Annotated in this window: 21 protein-coding genes and 1 pseudogene; 12 read left to right on the forward strand and 10 right to left on the reverse strand. The window is 71.6% G+C overall.

Translation table 11 applies throughout. The features are described 5' to 3' along the window. The first annotated feature begins 122 nt into the window (after window positions 1-122). Window positions 123-2048, forward strand: coding sequence for an ABC transporter ATP-binding protein (locus AB0B68_RS23640; RefSeq protein ID WP_357262744.1), 1926 nt, complete (start codon window positions 123-125; stop codon window positions 2046-2048). 39 nt (window positions 2049-2087) lie between these two features. On the opposite strand, the gene thrS is transcribed toward AB0B68_RS23640, so the two are convergent. Then, entirely contained in the window at window positions 2088-3305 is a 1218-nt protein-coding gene (thrS, locus tag AB0B68_RS23645) for a threonine--tRNA ligase (protein WP_357197941.1), read from the reverse strand. Window positions 3306-3813: 508 nt separating this feature from the next. Here thrS and AB0B68_RS23650 point away from each other — a divergent pair. The 4 genes and pseudogenes from AB0B68_RS23650 to AB0B68_RS23665 all read left to right on the forward strand — a co-directional run bounded on the left by AB0B68_RS23650 (window position 3814) and on the right by AB0B68_RS23665 (window position 5976). Next, window positions 3814-4443 (forward strand): DedA family protein, encoded by a 630-nt coding sequence (locus tag AB0B68_RS23650; RefSeq protein WP_112732530.1) that lies wholly within the window; start codon window positions 3814-3816, stop codon window positions 4441-4443. A 45-nt stretch (window positions 4444-4488) separates the two neighbouring features. Then, a pseudogene (locus AB0B68_RS23655) lies at window positions 4489-4856 on the forward strand (type II toxin-antitoxin system RelE/ParE family toxin). After that, window positions 4853-5185, forward strand: coding sequence for a helix-turn-helix transcriptional regulator (locus tag AB0B68_RS23660; protein ID WP_357206017.1), 333 nt, complete (start codon window positions 4853-4855; stop codon window positions 5183-5185). Before AB0B68_RS23655 ends, AB0B68_RS23660 begins: the two are co-directional and overlap by 4 nt. A 152-nt stretch (window positions 5186-5337) precedes the next feature. Continuing rightward, complete coding sequence (locus tag AB0B68_RS23665; RefSeq protein ID WP_357206019.1) at window positions 5338-5976, forward strand: DUF998 domain-containing protein; 639 nt, start codon at window positions 5338-5340, stop codon at window positions 5974-5976. Here the strand turns inward: AB0B68_RS23665 and AB0B68_RS23670 are convergent. Next, window positions 5949-7352 carry an NAD(P)H-quinone dehydrogenase gene (locus AB0B68_RS23670; RefSeq protein ID WP_357206022.1) on the reverse strand — a complete coding sequence of 468 codons (1404 nt, stop codon included), beginning with the start codon at window positions 7350-7352 and terminating at the stop codon, window positions 5949-5951. The two genes, AB0B68_RS23665 and AB0B68_RS23670, sit on opposite strands and share 28 nt — an antisense overlap. A gap of 106 nt (window positions 7353-7458) precedes the next feature. Here AB0B68_RS23670 and AB0B68_RS23675 point away from each other — a divergent pair, with 106 nt between their 5' ends. Then, the gene (locus tag AB0B68_RS23675) at window positions 7459-7914 is read left to right on the forward strand and encodes a gamma-glutamylcyclotransferase (RefSeq protein ID WP_355009477.1); all 456 of its coding nucleotides are present in this window, start codon (window positions 7459-7461) and stop codon (window positions 7912-7914) included. Between the two features lie 75 nt (window positions 7915-7989). Here AB0B68_RS23675 and AB0B68_RS23680 read toward each other — a convergent pair whose 3' ends face one another. The 4 genes from AB0B68_RS23680 to AB0B68_RS23695 form a co-directional block, all read right to left on the reverse strand. Next, on the reverse strand, window positions 7990-8949 hold the full coding sequence (locus AB0B68_RS23680; RefSeq protein ID WP_357206025.1) for a GNAT family N-acetyltransferase: 960 nt from the start codon (window positions 8947-8949) through the stop codon (window positions 7990-7992). A 62-nt stretch (window positions 8950-9011) separates the two neighbouring features. Next, window positions 9012-9746, reverse strand: coding sequence for a hypothetical protein (locus AB0B68_RS23685; RefSeq protein ID WP_357188423.1), 735 nt, complete (start codon window positions 9744-9746; stop codon window positions 9012-9014). A gap of 104 nt (window positions 9747-9850) precedes the next feature. After that, window positions 9851-10843, reverse strand: a complete 993-nt coding sequence (locus tag AB0B68_RS23690; RefSeq protein WP_357206031.1) for a hypothetical protein — start codon at window positions 10841-10843, stop codon at window positions 9851-9853. 4 nt (window positions 10844-10847) lie between these two features. After that, on the reverse strand, window positions 10848-11480 hold the full coding sequence (locus AB0B68_RS23695) for an MBL fold metallo-hydrolase (RefSeq protein ID WP_357206033.1): 633 nt from the start codon (window positions 11478-11480) through the stop codon (window positions 10848-10850). Between the two features lie 93 nt (window positions 11481-11573). On the opposite strand from AB0B68_RS23695, the gene AB0B68_RS23700 reads away from it, so the two are divergent. Beyond that, window positions 11574-12536, forward strand: coding sequence for a DUF4349 domain-containing protein (locus tag AB0B68_RS23700; RefSeq protein ID WP_357206414.1), 963 nt, complete (start codon window positions 11574-11576; stop codon window positions 12534-12536). On the opposite strand, the gene AB0B68_RS23705 is transcribed toward AB0B68_RS23700, so the two are convergent. Together AB0B68_RS23705 and AB0B68_RS23710 are read right to left on the reverse strand one after the other, a co-directional pair. After that, window positions 12493-13752: an amidohydrolase gene (locus AB0B68_RS23705; RefSeq protein WP_355009483.1), complete on the reverse strand. Its 1260-nt coding sequence runs from the start codon at window positions 13750-13752 to the stop codon at window positions 12493-12495. The genes AB0B68_RS23700 and AB0B68_RS23705 overlap by 44 nt on opposite strands. A 460-nt stretch (window positions 13753-14212) precedes the next feature. After that, on the reverse strand, window positions 14213-15796 hold the full coding sequence (locus AB0B68_RS23710) for a methylmalonyl-CoA mutase family protein (protein WP_355009484.1): 1584 nt from the start codon (window positions 15794-15796) through the stop codon (window positions 14213-14215). 206 nt (window positions 15797-16002) lie between these two features. On the opposite strand from AB0B68_RS23710, the gene AB0B68_RS23715 reads away from it, so the two are divergent. Beyond that, the gene (locus AB0B68_RS23715) at window positions 16003-18072 is read left to right on the forward strand and encodes a protein kinase (RefSeq protein ID WP_357206411.1); all 2070 of its coding nucleotides are present in this window, start codon (window positions 16003-16005) and stop codon (window positions 18070-18072) included. A gap of 48 nt (window positions 18073-18120) precedes the next feature. After that, on the forward strand, window positions 18121-19785 hold the full coding sequence (locus AB0B68_RS23720; protein WP_357206409.1) for a phospho-sugar mutase: 1665 nt from the start codon (window positions 18121-18123) through the stop codon (window positions 19783-19785). 204 nt (window positions 19786-19989) lie between these two features. On the opposite strand, the gene AB0B68_RS23725 is transcribed toward AB0B68_RS23720, so the two are convergent. Next, window positions 19990-20667: a GPP34 family phosphoprotein gene (locus tag AB0B68_RS23725; protein WP_357206407.1), complete on the reverse strand. Its 678-nt coding sequence runs from the start codon at window positions 20665-20667 to the stop codon at window positions 19990-19992. A 73-nt stretch (window positions 20668-20740) separates the two neighbouring features. Continuing rightward, the gene (gene upp, locus AB0B68_RS23730; RefSeq protein ID WP_355009488.1) at window positions 20741-21373 is read right to left on the reverse strand and encodes a uracil phosphoribosyltransferase; all 633 of its coding nucleotides are present in this window, start codon (window positions 21371-21373) and stop codon (window positions 20741-20743) included. 133 nt (window positions 21374-21506) lie between these two features. Between upp and deoC the strand changes: the two genes are divergently transcribed. The 3 genes from deoC to AB0B68_RS23745 are packed head-to-tail and all read left to right on the forward strand — an operon-like array spanning window position 21507 to window position 24720. Beyond that, the gene (gene deoC / locus AB0B68_RS23735; protein ID WP_357206405.1) at window positions 21507-22466 is read left to right on the forward strand and encodes a deoxyribose-phosphate aldolase; all 960 of its coding nucleotides are present in this window, start codon (window positions 21507-21509) and stop codon (window positions 22464-22466) included. Between the two features lie 6 nt (window positions 22467-22472). Beyond that, complete coding sequence (locus tag AB0B68_RS23740; protein WP_357262709.1) at window positions 22473-23903, forward strand: aldehyde dehydrogenase family protein; 1431 nt, start codon at window positions 22473-22475, stop codon at window positions 23901-23903. Then, a complete protein-coding gene (locus AB0B68_RS23745; RefSeq protein WP_357262712.1) occupies window positions 23896-24720 on the forward strand; it encodes an aldehyde dehydrogenase family protein in 825 nt (274 codons plus the stop codon). Before AB0B68_RS23740 ends, AB0B68_RS23745 begins: the two co-directional genes overlap by 8 nt. Window positions 24721-24964 lie beyond the last annotated feature (244 nt).

The raw sequence follows: 24964 nt of genomic DNA on the forward strand, positions 1-24964 counted from the left end.
ACGGACGGACGCCGGATGAGACCGCGCGGCAGCCCGGCGGGGAGACCGCGCCGGGGACCGGCAGTGGCGCGCCGACGCCGAAGCGGCTGCCACCCGGCCGTCAGGGCGGCGGTCCGGGATGGATGAGCGCCGGAATGCCCGCCGAGAAGTCGATGAACTTCGGCCCGTCGGCCCGACGGCTGCTCGGCCGGCTGCGCTCGCACCGACTGCACCTGGCCGCGATCATCACGTTGGCCCTGGTGAGCGTCGGGTTCAGCGTGGCCGGACCGAAGATCCTCGGCCACGCCACCGACCTGATCTTCACTGGGGTGATCGGCCGGCAACTGCCCGCCGGCACCACCGCCGACCAGGCCGTCGCGGCGGCCCGGGCCAGCGGCAACAACAGCTTCGCCGACATGCTGGCCAGGATGGACGTGGTGCCCGGGGTGGGCATCGACTTCCACGCACTGAGTCGGGTGCTGCTGCTGGCGCTCGGGCTCTACCTGGCGGCGAGTCTGCTGTCCTGGTGGCAGGGTTGGCTGCTCAACGGGGTGGTCCAGCGCACGGTGCTGCGGCTGCGCGCCGAGGTGGAAGAGAAGCTCAACCGGCTGCCGCTGCCCTACTTCGACAGGCAGCCGCGCGGTGAGCTGCTCAGCCGGGTCACGAACGACATCGACAACATCTCCACCAGCCTCCAGCAGACCCTCAGCCAGCTGCTCACCTCGCTGCTGACCGTCGTCGGCGTGCTGGCCGTGATGTTCTGGATCTCGCCGGTGCTGGCCCTGGTGGCCCTGGTCGCGGTGCCGTTGTCGGTGCTGGTGACCCAGCGCATCGCCAAGCGCTCGCAGAAGCAGTTCATCGCCCAGTGGACGCACACCGGCGAGTTGAACGGCCAGATCGAGGAGGCGTACACCGGCCACGAGCTGGTGAAGGTCTTCGGCCGGCAGCGTGAGGTCGAGGCCGCGTTCCACGCGAAGAACGAGGAGTTGTTCCGGGCCAGCTTCGGGGCGCAGTTCATCTCCGGAATCATCATGCCGTCGATGATGTTCATCGGAAACCTGAGCTACGTGGCGATCGCCGTGGTCGGTGGGCTGCGGGTCGCCTCCGGCACGATGAGCCTCGGCGACGTGCAGGCGTTCATCCAGTACTCCCGCCAGTTCACCCAGCCGCTCACCCAGCTCGCCTCGATGGCCAACCTGCTCCAGTCCGGGGTGGCGTCGGCCGAACGGGTCTTCGCGGTGCTCGACGCGGACGAGCAGACCCCCGACCCGGTCGCGCCGGCCCGGGTCACCGACCCGCACGGTCGGGTCGAGTTCGAGCACGTCTCGTTCCGCTACGAGCCGGACAAGCCGCTGATCGACGACCTTTCGCTGGTCGCCGAGCCCGGACACACGGTGGCCATCGTCGGCCCGACCGGCGCCGGCAAGACCACCCTGGTCAACCTGGTGATGCGCTTCTACGAGCTGGACGCGGGCCGGATCACGCTCGACGGGGTGGACATCACCACGATGCGCCGCGACGACCTGCGCGGCCGGATCGGCATGGTGCTCCAGGACACCTGGCTGTTCGGCGGCACCATCCGGGACAACATCGCCTACGGGCGACCGGACGCCACCGAGGAGGAGATCCTCGCCGCCGCCCGGGCCACCTTCGTGGACCGGTTCGTGCGCAGCCTGCCCGACGGTTACGACACCGTCATCGACGAGGAGGGCAGCAACGTCAGCGCCGGCGAGAAGCAGCTCATCACCATCGCGCGGGCGTTCCTCGCCGAGCCGTCGCTGCTGATCCTCGACGAGGCCACCAGCTCGGTGGACACCCGTACCGAGGTGCTGCTGCAACGGGCGATGGCCGCGCTGCGCTCGGACCGGACCAGCTTCGTCATCGCGCACCGGCTGTCCACCATCCGCGACGCCGACCTGATCCTGATGATGGAGGACGGCCGGATCGTCGAGCAGGGCACCCACGAGCAGTTGCTCGCCGCCCAGGGCGCGTACCACCGGCTCTACCGCTCCCAGTTCACCGGCGCTGTGGTCGACGAGGAACCGGCCGCCCAACCGGCATCGGTCTGAGGTCGGGCGGCCGTGCGCGCGAGACGATCGGTGGGCGTGTCAGTCCGACGGCAGCAGGTCGGTCGCGCGGGCGTCGACCTGCCCGCCGATCAGGGCGAGAGCCGCGTCGGCGGGCATCGGAGCCAGGGCGCGGCCGCCGCGCAGGCGCAGCGCGAGGTGCCCGTCGGCCACCTCCCGGGCCCCCAGCACTCCGAGGTACGGGACGCGGCGGCGGGCCGCGTCCCGTACCCGGGCGCCCAGCGAGCCGGCGACGTCGACCTCGACCCGCAGGCCGGCGTCGCGAGCCCGTCGGGCCAGGTCGGCCGCCGCGTCGGCCTGGCCGTCGTCGACGGGCAGCAGCACCAACTGGACGGGCGCGTACCAGGCGGGAAAGGCCCCCTCGTGCACCTCGATGAGGTACGCGAACAGCCGCTCCATGCTGCCGACCAGGCTGCGGTGCACCATCACCGGGCGACGCCGGCTGCCGTCCGAGTCGGTGTACGACAGGTCGAACCGTTCCGGCTTGTCGAAGTCCAGTTGGACGGTGGAGATGGTCGACTCCCGGCCGGCGGCGTCGACGATCTGGATGTCGATCTTCGGACCGTAGAAGGCAGCCTCCCCCGGTGCCTCGACGTACTCCATCCCGGCCAGCGCCTCCCGAAGCAACTCCTCGGCGTGGGCCCACTGGGCGTCGTCGCCGACGTACTTCTCGCCCGGCCCGCGCAGCGACAGCCGGAACCCGGCCGGCCGGACACCGAGCGCGGCGTGCGCGGCACGGATCAGTCCGAGGATCTCGACGACCTCCGCGCCGACCTGCTCCGGGGCGCAGAAGGTGTGCGCGTCGTTGAGCGAGATGGCGCGTACCCGGGACAGCCCGCCGAGCACACCGGAGCGCTCCGAGCGGTACATCCCGCCCAGCTCCGCGATCCGCAACGGCAACTCCCGGTAGGAGCGGCCCCGGGCCCGGAAGACGAGCGCGTGGTGCGGGCAGAGCGCCGGCCGGAGCACGAACTCGTCGTCGGCGCTCAGCCGCATCGGCGGGAACATGTCGTCGGCGAAGTAGCCGAGATGGCCGGAGAGTTCGAAGAGTTCCCGCTTGCCCAGCGGCGGCGAGTAGACGTGCTGGTGGCCGGAGCGGCGCTCCAACTCCCGGACGTACTCCTCGACGGCATGCCGGGCGGCGGCACCGGCCGGCAGCCAGATCGGCAGGCCGGCGCCGGCCAGCGGGTCGGAGACGAAGAGGTCCAGCTCACGGCCGAGCCTACGGTGGTCGATCATGTCGGGCTCCTGGATCGGGTACGACCCGGAGGCGACCTGAGCTCCGTTCGGCGCGCTGCCCTCGGGGCGGATCGCCCCGGGGCCTGGTCGACTGTGGTTACGTCAGAGCGGCGCGCCGGGGACACCCGGCGTCGTGGTCATCACTACCGCGCTGCGCATGTGGCGACCGTACCCGCGCGACCATCAGGGATGCACCCGGATTTCGCGGCGGAGGGGTGGGCCGCCGGCGCGGGACCCGCCGGCGGCCCTGGCGGCCGAATCGTCAGGAACGGGGGACCCGACGGGCGTGGCCGCGCCGACAACGGTACGCCGACGAACGGCGTTCTGCCGCCCGCCTCGAACGGGTGGAACCGCCTCCGAAACCGTCACCCGGCACCGATCGGACTCGTTGTAGCTGGGTGGCCCAGTCGTGTCGACGGTCACGACGGGCCGGGGCCGTCCACCGTGACGCCGGACACGACGTCAGGCTCAAGACACCCAATCGGCCGCATTCGGCGAGGTGGCAGGCGTGCCCGAACTTCTGACTGACGTCGCGTCGCCGACGTGGGCGTACCTGGTGCTGCTCGCGCTGCTGATCGCGGACGCCTTCGTGCCGGTGATTCCCACCCAGATCGTCATGATCACCAGTGGTGCGCTCACCGTCTACGGCGGGCTCAGCCTGCCGGTCACCATCGCCGTCGGCGCGCTCGGCGTATTCGCCGGCGACCTGGCCTGCTACCTGCTGGGGCGCAGCGCACCGGATCGGCGGCCACCCCGGCACGCCGAGCTGAGCCGCGCCCGCCGGGTGGCCAGCCGAGTCACCCAGGGGCTGCGACAACCTGGGCCGCTGGTCATCCTGCTCTGCCGGTTCGTGCCCGGCGGGCGGATGGCAGCCTGCTTCTCGGCCGGGCGCAGCCGCTACCCGTACCGCCTGTTCGTGCTCTACGAGGCCGTAGCCGCGCTGGGCTGGGCCACCTACGGCGCGCTGGTCGGGCACCTGGGCGGCACCGCACTGACCGAGTCGGCCTGGCGGCTGGCCATCATCGCCACCGCCGCAGCCGCCGGCTTCGCCGCCGCCGGTTGGGCGATGACAGTGGTGAGCGCCCGCCACGCCCGCGCCGCCGCCGCAGTGGCCGCGGTCGACGTCCCCATCGACTGAGTGTCGTTGGATCTGCGGGGTATAAGCTGCACTTATATTGGCAGCATGTGGGACGTCAAACTTCATCCTGAGGTCGAGGAGTGGTTCCTCGACCTCTGCAAGACGGATCCCGCCAGCGCCGACCTCGTCAGCGAGGCCATCGACCTCCTCGCCGAACACGGGCCGGCGCTCGGGCGTCCCCTGGTTGACCGCCTCAAAGGCAGCATCTTCCACCATATGAAGGAGCTGCGACCTGGGTCGACTGGCTCCACGGAGGTCCGCATGATCTTCGCTTTTGATCCCGTTCGAGAAGCTGTTTTCTGGTCGCTGGCGACAAGTCGGGCCAGTGGCAGACTTGGTACAAGACGGCGGTCCCGTTGGCGGACGACCGGTTTCAGGAGCACCTCTCCAGGCTGAGGGAAACACAGAGATGACCGATGGAGCTGACTGGCAGGACGTCAAGGCGAAGGCCCGCGCGCTCGATCCATCCTGGGCAGATCCGGACAGGACCTCCCGGCGCGCTCAGCACCGTGAGCAGATGCTGGCAGCGGTCAGTGGGGCGCAGCTGGCAGAGATCCGCAAGCACCTGGGTATGACTCAGGTGCAACTGGCCGAGGCGGCAGGGCTGACGCAGGCGAGGATCAGCCAGATCGAGAATGGCGAGCACACCAGCCTGGAATCACTCCGCGCCTACGTCACCGGCCTGGGTGGTCATCTCGACATCGTCGCCCGCATTGGGAACATCCAGCTGAACGTCGCCTGACCTGGCGAGGGTCGTCGCGACCATCGGAAGTTCACGGATGCGCAGAAGCACGTGACTGCCAAATGCCGGAAGGCCTCTAGGGGTGGTCCCGGGGGACTATTTCGGTGGCTGTCCCGGATTCGGCTGGGGTGTGTGCGGCGACAGGCTGAGGCATGCCTGTTACCCGGAGTACCGGCCTGCTGGCCCTGGGCGGGATCGCCCTGGCGGCGCTGCTCACAGTGATCGGCCACCTCGAAGTCAACGACGACCTCAACCCGTGGGCGTTGACCATCAGCGACTTCGCGGTCTCCGACCGCGGCGGCGTCATCGACATCGCCATGGTGGTGCTCGCGCTCGCCACCGTGGCGTTGCTCTACGGACTGCGCCGCGCCAGCCCACCCCGACCGCGCTCCGGTCGAACGGCAGAGCTGCTGCTCGGCGCGTGGGTGGGTGGGCTGCTGCTGGCCGCCGTGGTGCCGACGAACGAGCCGGGCACCGCCATGACCACCGCCGCCTACCTGCACCGGTACGCGTCGGTGATCGCTTTCCTGGCGTTGCCGGTGGCCGGTTGGTTGCTCGCCCGCCGACCCGACCTGACGCCCGCCGCCCGGACGCTACGCACCCTGGTCCTGTTGAGCCTGGCCCTGGCGGCGGCGATGATCTGGTCCGCCTACCCCGGCGACCGGATGCTCATCGGCCTGGCCGAACGCCTCCTGATCCTCGCCGAGGTGGCGGTCCTGGTGACGGTGGCGACGAGCCTGACCCGACCCGCACGCCGGTCGGGTCACTCCAGCTCGTGCAGCATGAGCTGACGGGCCGCCTCGGTGATGGAGCCGGACAGGCTCGGGTAGATGGTGATGGTCTGGGCCAGCTCGTTGACAGTGAGGTTGTTCTCCACCGCCATCGTGATGGGCAGGATCAGCTCGCTGGCCTTCGGAGCGACCACCACACCGCCGATCACCTGACCGCTGGCGGGACGGCAGAACAGCTTCACGAAACCGTCGGAGAGGTCGTCCATCTTGGCCCGGGCGTTGCCGGACAACGGCAGCATCACCTGCCGGGCCGGCACCTTGCCCGCGTCGACCTCGTCCTGCGAGACACCCACGGTGGCCAGCTCCGGGTCGGTGAAGACGTTCGCCGCGACGGTACGCAGCCGCAGCGGGCGGACCGCCTCACCGAGCGCGTGCCACATGGCGATCCGGCCCTGCATGGCGGCGACACTGGCCAGCAACAGCACGCCCGTACAGTCGCCGGCGGCGTAGATGCCGGGCACGTTGGTCCGGGAAGCCCGGTCGACAGTCAGGTAACCGCCCCGGCCCAGCTCCACCCCGTACTCGGTCAGACCCAGGTTGGCGGTGTTCGGGATCGAACCGACGGTGATCAGCGCGTGTGAGCCGGTCACCTTGCGGCCGTCGGAGAGCTCCACCTCGACGCCGTCGGCGGTACGCCGGACCGCGTCGGCCCGGGAGTTGTTGAGGATCTCCATGCCCCGGTTGCGGAACACCCGCTCGATGGCGGAGGCGGCGTCGGCGTCCTCGTGCGGCATCACCCGGTCCCGGCTGGAGACCAGGGTGACCTCGACCCCCATCGCCAGGTACGCGCTGGCGAACTCGGCACCGGTCACGCCGGACCCGACCACGATCAGGTGCTCGGGCAGCTCCGGCAGGTCGTACACCTGTCGCCAGGTCAGGATGCGCTCACCGTCCGGTACGGCGGTGGGCAGCTGACGGGGCGTCGAGCCGGTGGCCACCAGCACGGTGGACGCGTCGATCGAGTATTCCTCCGCGCCGTCGGCGGGGGTGACGACGACCCGGTGGGTGTGCCCGAGGGAGTCCTCGCCGAGCCGGGCGGTGCCGGCCACGAAGGTGACTCCCGCCTTCAGCAGCTTGGCGTGGATGTCCGCGGACTGCGCCAGGGCCAGCCGCTTGACCCGCCCGTGCACCGCGCGCGCGTCGACGGTGACCGCCTCCAGGCCGTCCGAGTGCACCCCGAACTCCTCGGTGTCGCGGTAGCCGGTGACCACCCCCGAGCTGGCGATGAAGGTCTTCGACGGTACGCAGTCGGAGAGCACGCAGGCGCCGCCCGCACCGTCGGCCTCCACCACTGTGACATCGGCGTCCAGCTGGGCGGCGACCAGTGCCGCCTCGTACCCGGCCGGCCCTCCGCCGATGATCACGATCCGGCTCACAGCGTTCGCCCTTCGTCCATGCTCACAGTGACTTTCTTCTCCCGAGCGCATTCGACACGCACTGTCGTATTCTCCCCCACCCGTCGGCCGGGCTATCGTCATCGCCGTGCGTCATCACGCCGCCTACGGCTCAAATCTCGATCCCGCCCGGATGCGCGCCTACTGTCCGCATTCGCCGATGGTCGGCACCGGCTGGCTGGAGGGCTGGCGGCTGACCTTCGCCGGGGCGGACATGATCGGCTGGGAGGGCGCGGTGAGCACCCTCGTCGAGTCTCCCGGCGACCGGGTCTTCGTGGCGCTCTACGACATCCACCCCTACGACGCGGGCCAACTCGACGAACTCGAGGGGGTGACCGCCGGCACGTACCGCAAGCTGCACGTCCGGGTCTCCACCCTCGACGGCGACGTGACCGCCTGGATCTACGTCTTCAACGGGTACGAGGGTGGCCTGCCGACCTCCTGGTACCTGTCGGAGATCGCGAACGCCGCCGAGAAGGCGGGCGCCCCGGACGACTACGTCACCGAGCTGCGGGCCCGCCCCACCGGCACCGCCTCGGCGTAGCAGCGCGTATCGCACGTCCCCAGTGTGCTACCGCTGTCGAGCGGAGCGCCGGTCGGGCCGGACCGGGGTCGTCAATCACACACCGGCCGCCGGCACGGAAAGTTCATACATGTCGGTCCACTGGGTCTCCCGCAGGCCCACCGACCGGTACAGCGACAGCGGGGCGGTCGGGTTGGTGAGGTCGACGCCCAGGCCGACCGCCCGCCGCCCCTTCTCGGCGTAGCGGGCGAAGGCGCGGCGCAGCAACGCCGCACCCACGCCCCGGCGACGGTACGCGGACCGCACCGACAGGCTCTTCACCCAACCCGACTGCTGGTCGAGCGCCTGGTCCGAGGACTGCAACGCGCCGACCGGCACCCCGTCCACCTCGGCGACGAACCACTCGTCCCAGGCGGTCAGGTCGCCGATCCGGGCCCGCCACCGCTCGTACGACAGCGGCTCGTGGTCCGGGGTGTCGCCGAAGGCGTCCTCGTAGATCCGGTGGAACTCCACCAGATCGGTCTCGTCGTCCGGGCGGACCGGCCGCACCGTCACGGCCGACGGCCCGGTCGGCTCGTCGGGCAGGTCGTCCAGCGGCCGGCTCATCCGGACGTACCGCTTGACGAGGGCGAACCCGAGCCCGCGCAGGGCGCGTTCCCAGTCGCGTTCCGGCGCGAAGACCGCGCAGCGGACGGTGAGTGACGGCAGCCCCCGCTCGGCAGCGCGCTCGGCGACGCGGTCGAGTTGGCGCAGCAGCAACGGCGCGCGGACGGCGGCGGCCCGTGCCGGATCGACGTAGACCTCCACGAACTCCCGGCCCAGCCCGGTCGGGTTGTCCACCGTCGCCCAGCCGACAACTGTGTCGTCGGGGTCGATGGCCAGCCAGGAGTCCCGGGTCGGGTCGAAGTGGGGGGCGGTCAGCGACGCCGCGACGTCCTCGGCGTCGAAGTCGGGATGACCGATGGCGAAGGTGTCGGCGGCGTGCACCACCGCGAGGATCGCCGGCACGTCGTCGAGGGTGGGTCGGCGCGTCGTCCAACCAGCGGGAAGGGTCACGGCAGGACATCCTGGCAGCCGATCCGCTCCGGCGCCGCCCATTTTCCCGGCCGACGGGAGGCTCAGCCGAGGTCGACACGGGTGCGGTGCAGCAACTCCACCAACTCCGCGCCGTCGGCGGGCCCGAGGGCCGTGAACGCCGGCGCGGCCAGTCGGTTGGTCACCGCCTCCGCCCAGAGCCGGCGGCGCACCAACGGCCCGATCGGCGGGTACGGCGGTGGCCAGCCACAGGCCACCGCCCCGGCCTCGCCCTCCGGCCCGGACAGCACGGCCTCCAGCGGGGTCATCCCGGCCGCGCGTACCGCCAGCAGGTAGGCGCCGGTGAAGTGTTCCCGGAGTAGCCGCAGACCGGCGGCGCTGCGAGCCCCGGGTGAGAGATCCGGAAGCGGCATGGCCCGCCACGCGGCGAAGAGCGGCATCCCACTGGCCTCCGCCGCCACCACCGCCCGCTCGACGAGCGCCGACAGGCGCTCGGTGCCGGGCAGCGGGCCGAGCTGCTGCGCCCCCCACCGGCAGCATTCGGCGAGGCTCGCGGCGGCCACCTCGAACGGCGGAACGACCCGGGCGGCGGCGTCCCAACCGTCGGCGACCGCGTCCGGGGCGATGAACCCGAGGGCGGCGGCGGCGGTCTCGGCCCGCACACCGCCGAGCGCGCCGGCCCGGCCGCTGATGTAGAAGGCCCAGCCGGAGATGCCGAGCAGTCGGGCCCGGCGCAACGTCGTCGGGTCCCGACTGAAGGCGTCGCCCAGGTCGAGCACGACAGGCTTACTGGCGGCCGCGACCTGCTCCGGAGTCACCGCGCCGCCCCGCTCGGGCAACCCGGCCCGGCGACCACGACCACGCCCCGACCCGGGGCCACTCGCCGTGCACGGCGCGCACACTCGTCGTCGTCCATCGATGCTCAGTCTGCCGCGCCACCGCCCGCGTCCGCATCCCCCTCTTCGGCCGCCAGTGCCTCGACCGCCGCCTCGACCTCGCCGGCGCGCCGCCGGGCCACGGTGACCGCCCGCTCGGCGGCACGCCGGGCGAGCTTGGCCCGGCTGAGATCCTGCTCGGCGACCGCGCGCCGCCGCTCCAGCTCGGCCAACTCGGCCTCAAGACGATCGAGTACGGCCACACCGTCGCGCTCCTGCCCGGTCGCCTCGGTCAGCTCGGTCTCCGCCCGCTCCTGGTCGGCCTGGGCCTTCGCCAACTCCCGGTCCAGGGCGCGGCGCTGTCGGGCCCGCTCGGCTCGGGCCGCTCGCTGTGCGGCCCGTTCGGCCCGTTCGGCCTGCTCGGCACGCTCGGCCGCCCGGTCCGTACGGGGTGCCGCCTCGGGACGGCCCCGTTGGGGGCCGGGTCGGCGGGCCGGGCGTTCCTCCTCGTGCTCCTCGTCATCGTCGGTGACCAGTCGCAGTTGCGGCCGGGGCACCTCACCGAAGCCGGCGTAGCTGGCCGCCCGCAGCAGGCGGCCCGCCCGCACCTGCTCGGCGACCTCGGCGTCGGAGAACGCCGCGTTCAGCGTCGCCTCCACCTCGGCCAGGGGCAGCCGGCTCGCCGGTGGCGCGTCCGGCTCGGCTGCGGCGAGCTTGCGAACCTCGGCGACCAGGGCGCCGACCACCGCCCGGCGTTGCGCTGACAGCTCCCGCAGTCGGGGCCCCCGCAACTCCCGCTGGGCGACTCGCAGGGCATCGGCGAGCTGCACCAGATCGGCGACCAGCTCCGGGCGTCCGATGGCGAGCAGGTTCACCAACCAGGCGGCCACCGTCGGGCGACGCAGCCGGGCCAGTTGCCGGGCGGTGGCCGCGTCGCCGGCCCGGCGGGCCTCGGCCACAGCGAGGTCCCGGGCGGCCACGAACCGGTCCGGTGGGGTGCGGTAGAGCTGCTGCACCAGCTCCGCGGAGAGGCCGGGCATCGGGTCAGACGTCCACCCGGCTACCGGGCTCCAGTCGCTGGTACTCGGTGCCGGACAGCGCTGTGTACTGCCTGTCGAGCACGCCCAGCCCCTTGTCGTTGAGCAACGCGTCGTGCAGGGCGTACGCGCGCCGTGGCGCGACCGCGCGGATGAAGTCGACCACCTCGGAGAACTTCGACCAGGGGGCGTGGATCGGCGCGAAGAGCGTGTCGACGGGGGTCTCGTCGGGCACGACCAGGGAGTCGCCCGGGTGGTAGACCACGTCGTTGATCAGGTAACCGAGGTTGTCGACCACCGGGATGTCGGGGTGGATCACGGCGTGCCGCCCCCCGTACGCGCGCACGGCGACCCCGGCGGCGGTGAACGACTCACCGGCGCTGACCGGGCGCAGCACGTCGGCCGCGTCGCCCAGGGCCTCGCCGAGCGAGGCGGGCCCGTGGATCGGGAACGGCTGTCGGTCGAGTTGGAGGCGCACCGCTGCCAGATCGAGGTGGTCGGGGTGTTCGTGGGTGATCAGCACCGCGTCCGCACCGTCCAGCGCCGCCGCTGGGTCGCTGAACACCCCGGGATCGACGACGAGCACTCCCCCGTCGTGTTCCACCCGAAGGCAGGAGTGGGCGTACTTGGTGAGCCGCATCGTGACTCCTCGATTATCGAATCGTGACGTCCTCAGCGCAGTCTGCCGGAACCAGCCGGTGTGCGCGTCGCGTCCGAGCTATCGCCACACCGGCTGACGACGATGGGAGCGGGGATGGACGGACAGATGGGACGACGCCGCAGTGCGCTGCTGGCGGCGACGACACTGGCGGCGGCCCTGGCGCTGACGGGGTGCGGTGCCGGCGACAGCGGGGCGCAGGACAGCGCGGGCACGGCGGCCGAGGCGCCAGCCGCCAACGGCGGTGAGGTGAACCGGGACGCCGCCGCGGGCGCACCGGAGGGGGCCGGCGCGGGCGCACCCGACCTACGGGTCGACCAGCGGGCGATCATCTACACCGGAAAGATGCGGGTGCAGGTGGACGATGTGGACTCTGCCGCCCGCGAGGCCACCGCCGCGGCCGGTCGGGCCGGCGGCTTCGTCGGCGGCGACCAGCGGCACAGCGCCGACGCCGACGCGGTGGCGGAGTTGGAGTTGCGGGTGCCGGCGGCGAAGTTCACCGGCGTGGTGGAGGAGATCGCGAAGCTCGGTCGGCAGCAGAGCCGGGAGATCAACACTCAGGACGTCACCGAGGAGACGGTCGACCTGGAGGCCCGGATCACCAGTCAGCGGGCCCGGGTGGAGAGCGCCCGCCGGTTGCTGTCCCGGGCCACCTCGATCACCGACCTGGTGTCGCTGGAGAACGAGTTGGGTCGACGGGAGGCCGACCTGGCCTCGCTGGAAGCCAAGAAGCGACGCCTGGCCGACCTGACCGCCCTCTCCACGATCACCGTGTCGCTGGCCGGGCCGGCGGCGAAGGACACCGAGGAGAAGGCCGAGACCGGCTTCCTGGTCGGACTCAAGGGCGGCTGGAAGGCGTTCGTCGTCTCGATGACCGTCCTGCTCACGGTGCTGGGCGCACTGCTGCCGTGGCTGGTGGCGCTGGGCGTACCGCTGGTGGCGCTGCTGGTGGTGCTGCGCCGACGGCGCAAGCCCTCGGCTCCGGTCGCGCCGGTCAGCGCGCCGCCGCCAGTGCCCGCAACGCGGTCTGCACCATGACGCGGACGCCGACCGCGATGGACCGCTCGTCCACGTCGAAGCTCGCCCGGTGCAGGTCGACGTTGGGGCCGGCGCGACCCACGCCGAGCCGGGCGAGGGCACCGGGGACGTACTCCAGGTACCAGGAGAAGTCCTCGCCGCCCATGCTCTGCGGTGTCTCGGCGATCCCGTCCGGACCGAGGGCGGCGGCGGTGGCGGCGGTCAGCACCTGGATGGCGCGGGCGTCGTTGCACACCGGCGGCCGGCCGCGCAGGTATTCCAGGTCGACAGTGGCACCGGTCGGCGCGATCACGTCCCGCACCACCTGAGCGACGATCTTGGGAGCCTTCTCCCAGGTGTCGCGATCCATCACCCGGAGGGTGCCGGACGCGCTCGCCTCGGACGGGATGACGTTGTAGCGGGTGCCGGCCGAGGCGTGGCCGAAGACCAGCAGCAGGCCGCTGTTGGCCGGCACCCGGCGACTGACCAGGGCCGGCACCTCGGTGATCAGCCGACCGAGCGCGTCGACCATGTCGACGGTCAGGTGCGGGCGGGCGGTGTGCCCGCCCGGGCCGGAGAGTCGGACGGTCACGTTGTCGGCGGCCGCGGTGATCGGGCCGACCCGCAGGCCGACCTGGCCCACCGGCAGGTTCGGGTCGCAGTGCAGCGCGAAGATCTGCACCACGTCGTCCAGGCCGCCGGCCTCGATGACCTCCAGCGAACCGCAGGGCAGGATCTCCTCGGCCGGCTGGAAGATGAGCCGGACCCGACCGTCCAGCTCACCGAGGTCGGCGAGTTGGGCCAGCAGCATGCCGACGCCGAGCAGGACCGAGGTGTGCACGTCGTGCCCGCAGGCGTGGCAGACGCCCTCCACTGTCGACCGGTACGGGACGTCCTTGGGGTCGTCCAGCGGCAGCGCGTCGATGTCGGCGCGCAGTGCCACGACTGGGCCGTCCGGCCTGCCGTTGACGTCGCAGATCACGCCGTTGCCCTTGGGCAGCAGGCGCGGGCTCAGCCCGGCCAGCGACAGCTCCCGGGCGATCAGCGCGGCCGTCTCGAACTCGTTGCCGGAAAGCTCAGGGTGCGAGTGGAGGTGACGGCGCGTAGCGATCAGCCCCGGTACCCGGAGCGCGAGAAGATGGTCCAGCTCGCGGGGCAGGGGCTCGGATCCCGGTGGCGTCTCCGGCCAGGACGACGCCAGCTGGCCACTCGTGGGCAGCGTCAACGCACTCGTCACGTCGAATTCTCGATCACTAGGAATGGATGGATCATCGGGGACAGCAGACAGCCTAGACCTCCGACGGTGACGCTGCGCAACCTCGTTACGGTAATGATCGGACCGCGCAGAGTCACGTATGCCCTGCTGGGGCCGCTCGTCAAGGTGGGGGACAGCAGGTAGATCACGGTCGAATGCCGTCATCAGCCCCTCACCTCCTACAACGCGTAACCGATCGCTGCGGTCCCGAATCCCGGTCGACAGCCGGAGACCCGTTGCCAAATTGTCGCATTAGTCGGGGTGATGAACTGACACTCCGACAATTAGCCGACCACACAGCGCAACGAGCCGGATAAGGACGCTCACACGCACCCACCCGCCGTGGGCGCACAGGGTGTGCGTCCCGGCTCAATCGACCGGATACCCGCTGAGAGCGCCGGACACACCGGCACCCCCGAAGGCCGCAGTCGCGGCTGGACGCTCAGAATCGGTCAGTGGGGCGGTACAACCCCCACACCTCACGCAACGTCCCGCAGACCTCACCCACCGTCGCGCGGGCCCGCAGTGCCTCCTTCATCGGGTACAACACGTTCTCCGTACCCTCGGCGGCGGCCCGAAGATCGGCGAGCGCCCGTGCCACCGCGTCGGCGTCCCGCTCGGAACGCAACCGGGCCAGCCGGTCGGCCTGGGCCGCCTCGATCGTCGGGTCGACCCGCAGCGGCTCGTACGGCTCCTCCTCGTCCACCGTGAACCGGTTGAGCCCGACCACCACCCGCTCCCCCGAGTCGATCTCCTGGGCGATCCGGTACGCGGACTGCTCGATCTCCCGCTTCTGGAACCCGGCCTCGATCGCGTCCACCGCCGAGCCGTGGTCGGCCACCCGCTCCATCAACTCGACGGCGGCGGCCTCGATCTCGGCGGTCATCGCCTCCACCACGTACGACCCGGCGAACGGGTCGACGGTGGAGGTCAGGTCCGTCTCATAGGCCAGCACCTGCTGGGTACGCAGCGCGAGCCGGGCCGCCTTCTCGGTGGGCAGCGCGATCGCCTCGTCGAAGCTGTTGGTGTGCAGCGACTGGGTGCCACCGAGCACGGCGCCCAGACCCTGCACCGCCACCCGAACCAGGTTCACCTCCGGCTGCTGGGCGGTGAGCTGCACGCCCGCGGTCTGGGTGTGGAACCGCAGCATCATCGACTTCGGATCCTTGGCGCCGAAGTCGTCACGCATCAGCCGAGCCCAGATCCGCCGGGCGGCGCGGAACTTCGCCACCTCCTCCAGCAGCGTGGTGCGGGCCACGAAGAAGAACGACAGCCGGGGCGCGAAGTCGTCGACGGCGAGCCCGGCGGCCAGCGCCGCCCGCACGTACTCCACCCCGTTGGCCAGCGTGAACGCGATCTCCTGCGCGGGCGTCGCGCCGGCCTCCGCCATGTGGTAGCCCGAGATGGAGATGGTGTTCCACTTCGGCACCTCGCTGCGGCAGTACGCGAACGTGTCGGCCACCAGGCGCAGCGACGGCTTCGGCGGGAAGATGTACGTCCCCCGGGCGATGTACTCCTTGAGGATGTCGTTCTGGATGGTGCCGTTGAGCGCCGTGCCCGGCACCCCGTTCTCCTCGGCGACGAGCTGGTAGAGCAGCAGCAGCACCGAACCGGGCGCGTTGATGGTCATCGAGGTGGACACCTTGTCCAGTGGAATGTCGGCGAAGAGCAGCCGCATGTCCTCGATGGAGTCGATCGCGACACCCACCTTGCCGACCTCGCCGTGCGCGATCGGCTCGTCCGAGTCGTAGCCCATCTGGGTCGGCAGGTCGAACGCTACCGAGAGGCCCATCGTGCCGGCCCGCAACAACTGGTGGTACCGCGCGTTGGACTCGGTGGCGGTGCCGAAGCCGGCGTACTGGCGCATCGTCCACGGGCGGGAGGTGTACATGGTGGGGTAGACACCCCGGGTGTACGGAAACTCGCCCGGGCTGCCGAGCCGGGAGTCCAGTTCTTCCGGAAGGTCGGCCTCCGTGTAGACGCCGTTGATCGGAAAACCGGACTCACTTGACCGCCGTTGGTTCATCCCCGGATGGTAGGACGCCTGGCCACGTCGTCGGGTGAGGGATACCGCACAGTGCGTCCCGAGCTGTCGACAGCAGGTGAACGACAGGGCACGTTCTGTCGACTTCGACAAACGTCCGCCGCGTCGGCTTTCGCATCCGGCGTCGGAACCAGCAAGATAGGGGGGTTGTGTCCCAGCCCCCCTCGATTTCCCCCGGTGGCTTTTCTGTGACTCAGATCCCGACGTGGAGCGGCGGACCAGTCAGTCCCGCCAACGGACGAGCGGCGCCCGGCACCACCATTGGTGACCGGTACTCGCTGCGGTCCTCGGTGGGCAACGGCGGCATGGGCACGGTGTGGCGCGCCACAGACACCCTGCTGCGCCGTGACGTGGCGGTGAAGGAGGTCGTCCTGCCCCCGGGGCTGGCCCCCAGCGACCGCGACGCGATGTACGAACGCACCCTGCGCGAGGCCCGCGCCGCCGCCGCCATCCAGCACCCCGCCGTGGTGCAGGTGTACGACGTGGTCACCGAGGCGGGCCGGCCGTGGATCGTGATGGAGCTGCTGGACGCCCGCAGCCTCGCCGACATGGTGATCGAGGACGGGCCGGTCGCCCCGCGGGCCGTCGCCAAGATCGGCATTGCGCTGCTCGGCGCGTTGGAGGTCGCGCACGCGATCGGCGTGCTGCACCGCGACGTCAAACCCGCCAACGTGCTGATCTGCACCGACGGGCGCTGCGTGCTGACCGACTTCGGGGTCGCCCGGATGCCCACCGACGTGCAGCTCACCACCCCGGGCATGGTGCTCGGCTCACCGCACTTCATCTCGCCCGAGCGGGCCATGGGCCAGGAGTTCGGGCCGCCGAGTGACCTCTTCTCACTGGGTGTGACGCTCTACACAGCTGTCGAGGGGCGCCCCCCGTTCGACAAGGGCGACCCGATCGAGACCATGCACGCCGTGGTGGAGGACCCGCCCGCCCCACCGCAGCGCAGCGGCCCGCTGACCCGAGTGCTGATGGGTCTGCTCGAGAAGGACCCGGCACGCCGACTCGACGTGCACACCTCCCGGGCCATGCTGCGCGAGCTGCTCGCCGGCCCGCTGGGCAGCACGGCGACGGCTGTGCACTCGGTCACCGACCCGTACGCCGTGGTGCCGGTGCAGCAGCGCCCCATCCCCGTCCTCCCGCCGCCCCAGCCGGAGCCGAAGCCGGACAGCCAGATCGGCGGCAAGGCGATGCTGGCCCCGGGCGAGTCCCTGACCGACCGGCTGGCCTCGCTGCGCCGGGGCGAGCGCCCGCAGGCGGCAGCTCGTCCGGCCGGCACCACCGGGGGTCTCGACGAGACCAGCGCCGACGCGTTGGCCGGCCCGCTGCACACGCCGACCGGCGCGATGCCGACGACGGGCCGACCGGCGGCCGGGCGCACCTACGGCGGCAACGCGGACGCCACCCAGCGGGTGGACGCCGGCGGGCACCCCGACGCCACCCAGCGGGTCAGCTACGGCAGCCCGGCCGATGCCACCCAGCAGGTCGGGTACGGCGGGGCAGCACCGGAGGCCACCCAGCGCGTCGGCGGCACCTACGGCGGCGGCAACCAGTGGTCGGTGCCGGGCACCGGCCAACCCTGGGCGACCACGCCCGCCGCTTCGGGCGGCAGCGCGCTGGACAAGGCTCGGGCCACCGGTGGTCAGCTCGTCACCACGGTCAAGGGCTGGCCACGCAAGGTGCAGCTCGCCGCGGCCGGCGGCCTGGTCGTCGTGCTGCTGCTCACCGCGGTGGCGCTCTCCGGCGGCGACGACGCCCCGCCGAGCACCCCGACCGCGCAGCCCACCACGTCCGCCCCGGCGGCCCCCACCGTCGAGATGCAGGAGCACACGGCCCGCGGAATCCAGGTCATGGTGCCGAAGGGCTGGAAGAAGTCCACCGGCGGCTCGTACACCGACTACATCGACCCGGCCGACAGCGGCCGTAAGGTCCGCATCATCACCGAGAAGTGGACCAGCAGCTCCGTCCGGTGGGCCGAGACGGCCGAGAACGGCCTCAAGACCCGCAGCACCTCCTGCGTCAAGCCGTACAACCAGATTTCCTCCACCGAGACCGAACTGGCCAGCAAGCCGGCAGCCGAATTCGAGTACACCTGCGGCGCGGGTGACGCGATGCGGCACGGTGTCTGGCGAGGCGTCGCCCAGGACGGCAAGGCGTACTCGTTCTACCTCACCTCCACGGACGCCAAGTTCGCGGAGAGCAAGGCGATCTTCGACGAGATGGCACGGACGTTCCAGCTCACCGGGAACGGCTGAGCCGGAGGGAACCCACAGGGATGATCCGTCGCCGTGCTATCAAGGGGCATGGCGGCGGACAGCACTGACATCGACGACATTCGCGAGCAAGCCCGGCGTTGGCTGGCCGACGACCCCGACCCGGCCAGCCGAGACGAGCTGACGGCGGTGCTCGACGGTCTCCCGGCGAGCGGCCCGGAGCTGGCCGACCGGTTCGCCGGCCCGCTGACCTTCGGCACGGCGGGCCTGCGCGGCCCGCTGCGCGCCGGCCCGAACGGGATGAACCTCGCCGTTGTCACCCAGGCCGCTGCCGGCCTGGTCACCTGGCTCGCGGCCCAGGGTGGCACCGGTCCCCTGGTGATCGGGTACGACGCCCGGCACGGCTCCCGGCAGTTCGCCGAGCGCACGGCCCAGGTGGCGACCGGCGCTGGCCGCCCGGCGCTGTTGCTGCCCCGACCGCTGCCCACCCCGGTGCTGGCGTACGCCGTGCGGCACCTCGGCGGTGTCGCCGGCGTAATGGTCACGGCCAGCCACAACCCGCCGCAGGACAACGGCTACAAGGTCTACCTCGGCGCGGAGCTGGGCGGCGAGTTGGGCGCCGGCGCGCAGATCGTGCCACCCGCCGACGCCGGTATCGAGGCCGCCATCCGATCGGTCGGGCCGCTGGCCCAGGTGCCGTTGGGCGAGCCCGGTCAGGTGCTCGGCGACGACCTGGTCGCCTCGTACGTCGAACGGGCCACCGCGGTGATCGACCCGGACGGGCCACGGGACCTGACCGTGGCGTACACCCCCCTGCACGGGGTGGGCGCGGCGGTGCTCACCGCCGCCTTCGCCAGCGCTGGTTTCCCGACCCCCGGGGTGGTGCCCGACCAGGCCGAGCCGGACCCGGCGTTCCCCACCGTGTCGTTCCCCAACCCGGAGGAGCCGGGTGCGGTGGACCGGCTGATCGCACTGGCCGACTCCACCGGCGCGGACCTCGCCATCGCCAACGACCCGGACGCCGACCGTTGCGCGGTGGTCGTCCGGGACCGCGACGGCTGGCGGATGCTGCGGGGCGACGAGGTGGGCGTCCTGCTCGCCGATCACCTGATGCGCCGAGGGGTGACCGGGCTCTACGCCACCACCATCGTGTCGTCGTCACTGCTGCGGGCGATGTGCGCGGCGCGGGGCCTGCCCTACGACGAGACGCTGACCGGCTTCAAGTGGATCGTGCGGGCCGGCGGAGGAAGTGCGCCGCTGGTCTTCGGCTACGAGGAGGCACTCGGCTACTGCGTCGCCCCGGAACACGTCCGGGACAAGGACGGCATCACCGCCGCGCTGACAGTGGCCGAGTTGGCCGCCGGACTGAAGACGCAGGGTCGCACGCTGACCGACCGGCTGGACGAGCTGGCTGCCGAGTTCGGCGTACACCACACGGACCAGCTTTCCGCCCGGGTGGACGACCTGCGGGTCATCGCCGACGCGATGGCCCGGATCCGGGCGGCCACCCCGGCCACCCTGCTCGGGCAGCCGGTGGACAGCGTCCGGGACCTGCTTCCCGAGTCGGACGTGGTGATCCTGCGGACCGCAGCGGCCCGGGTGGTGATCCGCCCATCCGGGACCGAGCCGAAGCTCAAGGCGTACCTCGAGGTGGTGGAGCCGGTCACGGATGGTGACGTTCCGGCGGCCCGCAGCCGGGCGGCGCAGGCGGTCGTCGGGCTGCGAGCCGAGGTCGGCGCCGCTCTCGGCATCTGACGCCGCGAACGACCCATCCGCTCGGCACGTTCCCTTTGCTCTGCACCCGCGGATGCGCCACGTGCCATCGGGGAGCCGACATGCGGCGGACGCCGAGCGGCGGCCACCGCATGGCGCATCCGCGGGTGCAGAGCAAAGGACGGCAGGGGCGTGCTGGCTTCGACGATCAGGCGCGCTTGCCGAGGGCCTGGTCGACGGCCTTGATCAGGCGCGCTTGCCGAGGGCCTGGTCGACGGCCTTGGCCAGGGCGGCGACGACCAGGCCGACCGACGGGCGGACCACCGAGTTGTCGGTGCTCACCTCGCCGGAGAACCCGGCGCCGGTGGCGATCTCCGTCAGCCGGCGGCGGGCGTCGGCGGCGGCCTCGCCGCTCAGCCCGAGCGCGGACTCCATCCGGAGCACCACCACCAGGGTGGCCAGCGCGGCGGTCCGCTCGTCCGGGGCCGCCGCGCCGGTCAGCGCCTCGGCCAGCCGCTGCCGGGTCTCCGCCTCGACGGAGGTGTCCACGACCGGGTAACGGTGCACGTGGATGAAGCCCAACTCGGTCTCGTCGACGTCCCGGACGACGCCCTGCCGGCACAGGTCGGCGAGGATCCGGTCGCGCAGGCCGTGCCGCAAACGCTGCACCCAGGACGCCGGGCTGTGCGGGGTGTCGGCGGCGATCCGGCCGAGGACGTCGTCGCTGAACGGCTCGCCGGTGGGCGTCGGGTCGATCACCGTCAGGGACCCGTCGGCGTACGCGATCCGGCCGGTCAGGGCCAGCTCGACCAGCACCGCGGCGGCCATGCCCAGGTCCAGGCTGATCCGTGGCATCGTCGCCTTGCCGGTCGTGTCGTCGTAGGCGAGGAGCAGCAACTCCTCGGCGAGCGCAACACCAGTCATGGCCGGAGACGGTAGCGGGTCCGCGCACCCCGTGCACGGACCCCGCCGGACCCGGCACCGACCGGGTCTCCCGTCAGAAGCGGGGCATGCCACCGAACTGGCGGTCGCCGGCGTCGCCGAGGCCGGGGACGATGAACATGTGGTCGTTGAGCCCCTCGTCGATCGAGGCCGTGACCAGGCGCAACGGCAGGCCGGAGCGCTCCAGCCGGTCGATGCCGACCGGGGCGGCGAGCACACAGAGCACTGTGATGTCAGTGCAGCCGCGGTCGGCCAGCAGCTGGCAGCAGTGCTCCAGCGAACCGCCGGTGGCCAGCATCGGGTCGAGCACCAGCACCGGCAGCCCGGCCAGGTCGCGTGGCAGCGACTCCATGTACGCGCGGGGCTCGTAGGTCGCCTCGTCGCGGGCCAGGCCCACGAAACCCATCGAGGACTCGGGCAGCAGACCCAGCGCGGCGTCCGCCATGCCCAGCCCGGCGCGCAGCACCGGGACCAGCAGCGGGGGGTTGGCCAGCCGGGTGCCCTCGGTGCCGGTGACCGGCGTCTGCACCGGGTACCGCTCGACGGGGAAGGAGCGCGCCGCCTCGTACACCAGCATGGTGGTCAGTTCGTGCAGCGCCGCCCGGAACGTCGAGGAATCGGTGCGCGCGTCCCGCATGGCGGTCAACCTTGACTGGGCCAGCGGGTGGTCAATGACGTGTACGTCCACGATCGCTCAACCTACCGGTCCGTGCCGCGCGACGGTGCGGGTGCGGTCGGACCAGGGACGCCGCTCACGTCGGAACCTCACCGAGCGGTCGTGAGCAAGATCACTCGGCGGTCTCGTGCGTAGACTTCTCGGCATGACGGCGACAACGACGTCGGCCCGGTCGGAGCTCTCCGAGCTGGGACGATCCGAGACCGCTCTGCGGACCTTCCTGCACGGCCTGCCCGGCGTGGACCAGGTCGGCGCGGAGCAGCGGGCGGCACAGCTCGGCACCCGCTCCATCAAGACCACCGCCAAGGCCCAGGCGATCGACCTGGCGATCCGGATGGTCGACCTGACCACCCTGGAGGGGGCGGACACCCCGGGCAAGGTTCGCGCGCTCGCCGCGAAGGCCCTGCGTCCGGACCCGGCCGACCCGTCCTGCCCGCACGTCGGCGCGGTCTGCGTCTACCCGGCGATGGTCCCCCACGTGGCCGAGGTGCTGCGCGGGAGCAACGTGCACCTGGCCAGCGTGGCGACCGCGTTCCCCTCGGGTCAGGCGCCGTTGGAGATCAAGCTGGCCGACACCCGGGCCGCCGTCGCGGCCGGTGCCGACGAGATCGACATGGTGATCAACCGGGGTGCGTTCCTGGCCGGGCGGTACAAGGAGGTCTACGACGAGATCGTGGCCACCAAGGAAGCCTCCGGGGACGCCCATCTCAAGGTGATCCTGGAGACCGGCGAGCTGGCCACCTACGACAACGTCCGGCGGGCCTCCTGGCTGGCCATGCTGGCCGGCGGCGACTTCATCAAGACCTCCACCGGCAAGGTCCCGATCGCGGCGACGATGCCGGTGAGCCTGGTGATGCTGGAAGCGGTGCGCGACTTCCGCGAAGCGACCGGGCGGCAGGTGGGCGTGAAGCCCGCCGGTGGCATCAAGACCACCAAGGACGCGATCAAGTACCTGGTGATGGTCAACGAGACCGTCGGCCCAGACTGGCTCGACCCGGACTGGTTCCGCTTCGGCGCGTCCAGCCTGCTCAACGACCTGCTGATGCAGCGCACCAAGCTGACGACCGGCGTCTACTCCGGTCCCGACTACTTCACCCTGGACTGATAGCCGATGTTCGAATACGCCCCCGCCCCCGAATCCCGCTCGGTGGTGGACCTCAAACCCTCGTACGGGCTGTTCATCGACGGCGCGTTCGTCGACCCGACCGACGGTGGCAGCTTCAAGTCGATCAACCCCGCCTCCGAGGAGGTGCTGGCCGAGATCGCCGAGGCCGGCGCCCAGGACGTGGAACGCGCGGTGCGCGCCGCCCGCAAGGCGTACGACAAGGTCTGGGGCCCGATGCCGGGCCGAGACCGGGCGAAGTACCTGTACCGGATCGCCCGGCTCATCCAGGAGCGCTCCCGCGAGCTGGCCGTCCTGGAGTCGCTGGACAACGGCAAGCCGATCCGCGAGTCCCGCGACGTCGACCTGCCACTGGTCGCCGCGCACTTCTTCTACTACGCGGGCTGGGCCGACAAGCTTCCGCACGCCGGTTTCGGTGCCAACCCGCGCCCCATCGGCGTGGCCGCGCAGGTCATCCCGTGGAACTTCCCGCTGCTCATGCTGGCCTGGAAGATCGCCCCGGCACTGGCCGCAGGCAACACGGTGGTGCTGAAGCCGGCCGAGACCACCCCACTGACCGCGCTGCTCTTCGCCGAGATCTGCCAGCAGGCCGAGCTGCCGGCCGGTGTGGTCAACATCCTCACCGGCGCTGGCGACACCGGCCGCGCGCTCGTCGAGCACCCCGGCGTGGACAAGGTCGCCTTCACCGGCTCCACCGACGTGGGCCGGGCCATCGCCCGTTCCGTCGCCGGCACCAGCAAGAAGCTCACCCTGGAGCTGGGCGGCAAGGCCGCCAACATCGTCTTCGACGACGCACCCATCGACCAGGCCGTCGAGGGCATCGTCAACGGCATCTTCTTCAACCAGGGGCACGTCTGCTGCGCCGGCTCGCGACTGCTGGTCCAGGAGAACGTGGCCGACCGGGTACTGGACTCGCTGAAGCGACGGATGGCTCAGCTCCGGGTCGGTGACCCACTGGACAAGAACACCGACGTCGGCGCGATCAACTCGGCCGCCCAGCTGGAGCGGATCCGTGAGCTGTCCGACGCCGGCTCGGCCGAGGGCGCCGAGCGCTGGTCACCGCCGTGCGACCTGCCCGACCGGGGCTTCTGGTTCGCGCCGACCATCTTCACCGGCGTCACCCAGGCACACCGGATCGCCCGCGAGGAGATCTTCGGCCCGGTGCTGTCGGTGCTGACCTTCCGCACCCCGGCCGAGGCCGTGGAGAAGGCCAACAACACGCCGTACGGGCTGTCGGCCGGGATCTGGACCGACAAGGGCTCCCGAATCCTGTGGATGGCCGACCGGCTGCGCGCCGGCGTGGTCTGGGCCAACACCTTCAACAAGTTCGACCCCACCTCGCCGTTCGGTGGTTACAAGGAGTCGGGCTACGGTCGCGAGGGTGGCCGGCACGGGCTGGAGGGGTACCTCAATGTCTGAGCGGGTCGCGGTACGCAAGACGTACAAGCTCTTCATCGGCGGGAAGTTCCCGCGCAGCGAGTCGGGACGGTCGTATCTCGTGCAGTCCTCGAATGTGTCACTGGCCTCCCGCAAGGACGCCCGGGACGCGGTGGTCGCCGCCCGCGCCGCCGTCAAGGGCTGGGCCGGCGCGACCGCGTACAACCGGGGTCAGATCCTCTACCGGGCCGCCGAGATGCTGGAGGGCCGCCGCGAGCAGTTCGTCGCCCTGGGCATCCCCGGCGACGAGGTGGACGCCGCTGTCGACCGCTGGGTCTGGTACGCCGGCTGGGCCGACAAGCTGGCCCAGGTGTACGGCGGCGCCAACCCGGTCGCCGGCCCGTACTTCAACATCTCCGCGCCCGAGCCGACCGGCGTGGTCGCGGTGGTCGCCCCGGAACGCCCGGCGCTGCTCGGCCTGGTCAGCGTCATCGCCCCGGCGATCGTCACCGGCAACACGGTGGTGGTGGCGGCATCCCCGAGCGAGCCACTGGCGGCGGTGACGCTGGCCGAGGTGCTGGCCACCTCCGACCTGCCCGGCGGTGTGGTCAACATCCTCACCGGCGCGATCACCGAGACCGCGCCGACGCTGGCCGCGCACATGGACGTCAACGCGATCGACCTGACCGGGGTCACCGATGCCGCGCTCGCCACCGACCTGGAGGTCAAGGCGGCGGACAACCTCAAGCGGGTGCTCCGGCCGGCCCCGGCCGACCACGACTGGACCGGTGACCCGGGGGTGGCGCCGATGACCGCGCTGCTGGAGACGAAGACGGTGTGGCACCCGAAGGGGGTGTGATCGTTTTTCTCGGCCTTGTGGTTTTCCGGGGGCGGTTTTCCGGGGGGAGTCCGCCCACTCCGGGCGGTCAGGCTTGATCCCTGCGTGGGCGGGCTCCCCCCGGAAAACCTGACGTGGGCCGGGTTTGTCGGGGTGGGTCAGCTCACTTGTTCTGCCTTGGGTCGGGTTGCCGGTCGGCGGGGCGTCGGCTGACCTCGCCGCCCGCACCGCACCGCCCGGGGCCGCCCCGCACCGCCCCGCCGGG

The organism is Micromonospora sp. NPDC049049 (assembly GCF_040649115.1).
Classification (GTDB): domain Bacteria; phylum Actinomycetota; class Actinomycetes; order Mycobacteriales; family Micromonosporaceae; genus Micromonospora.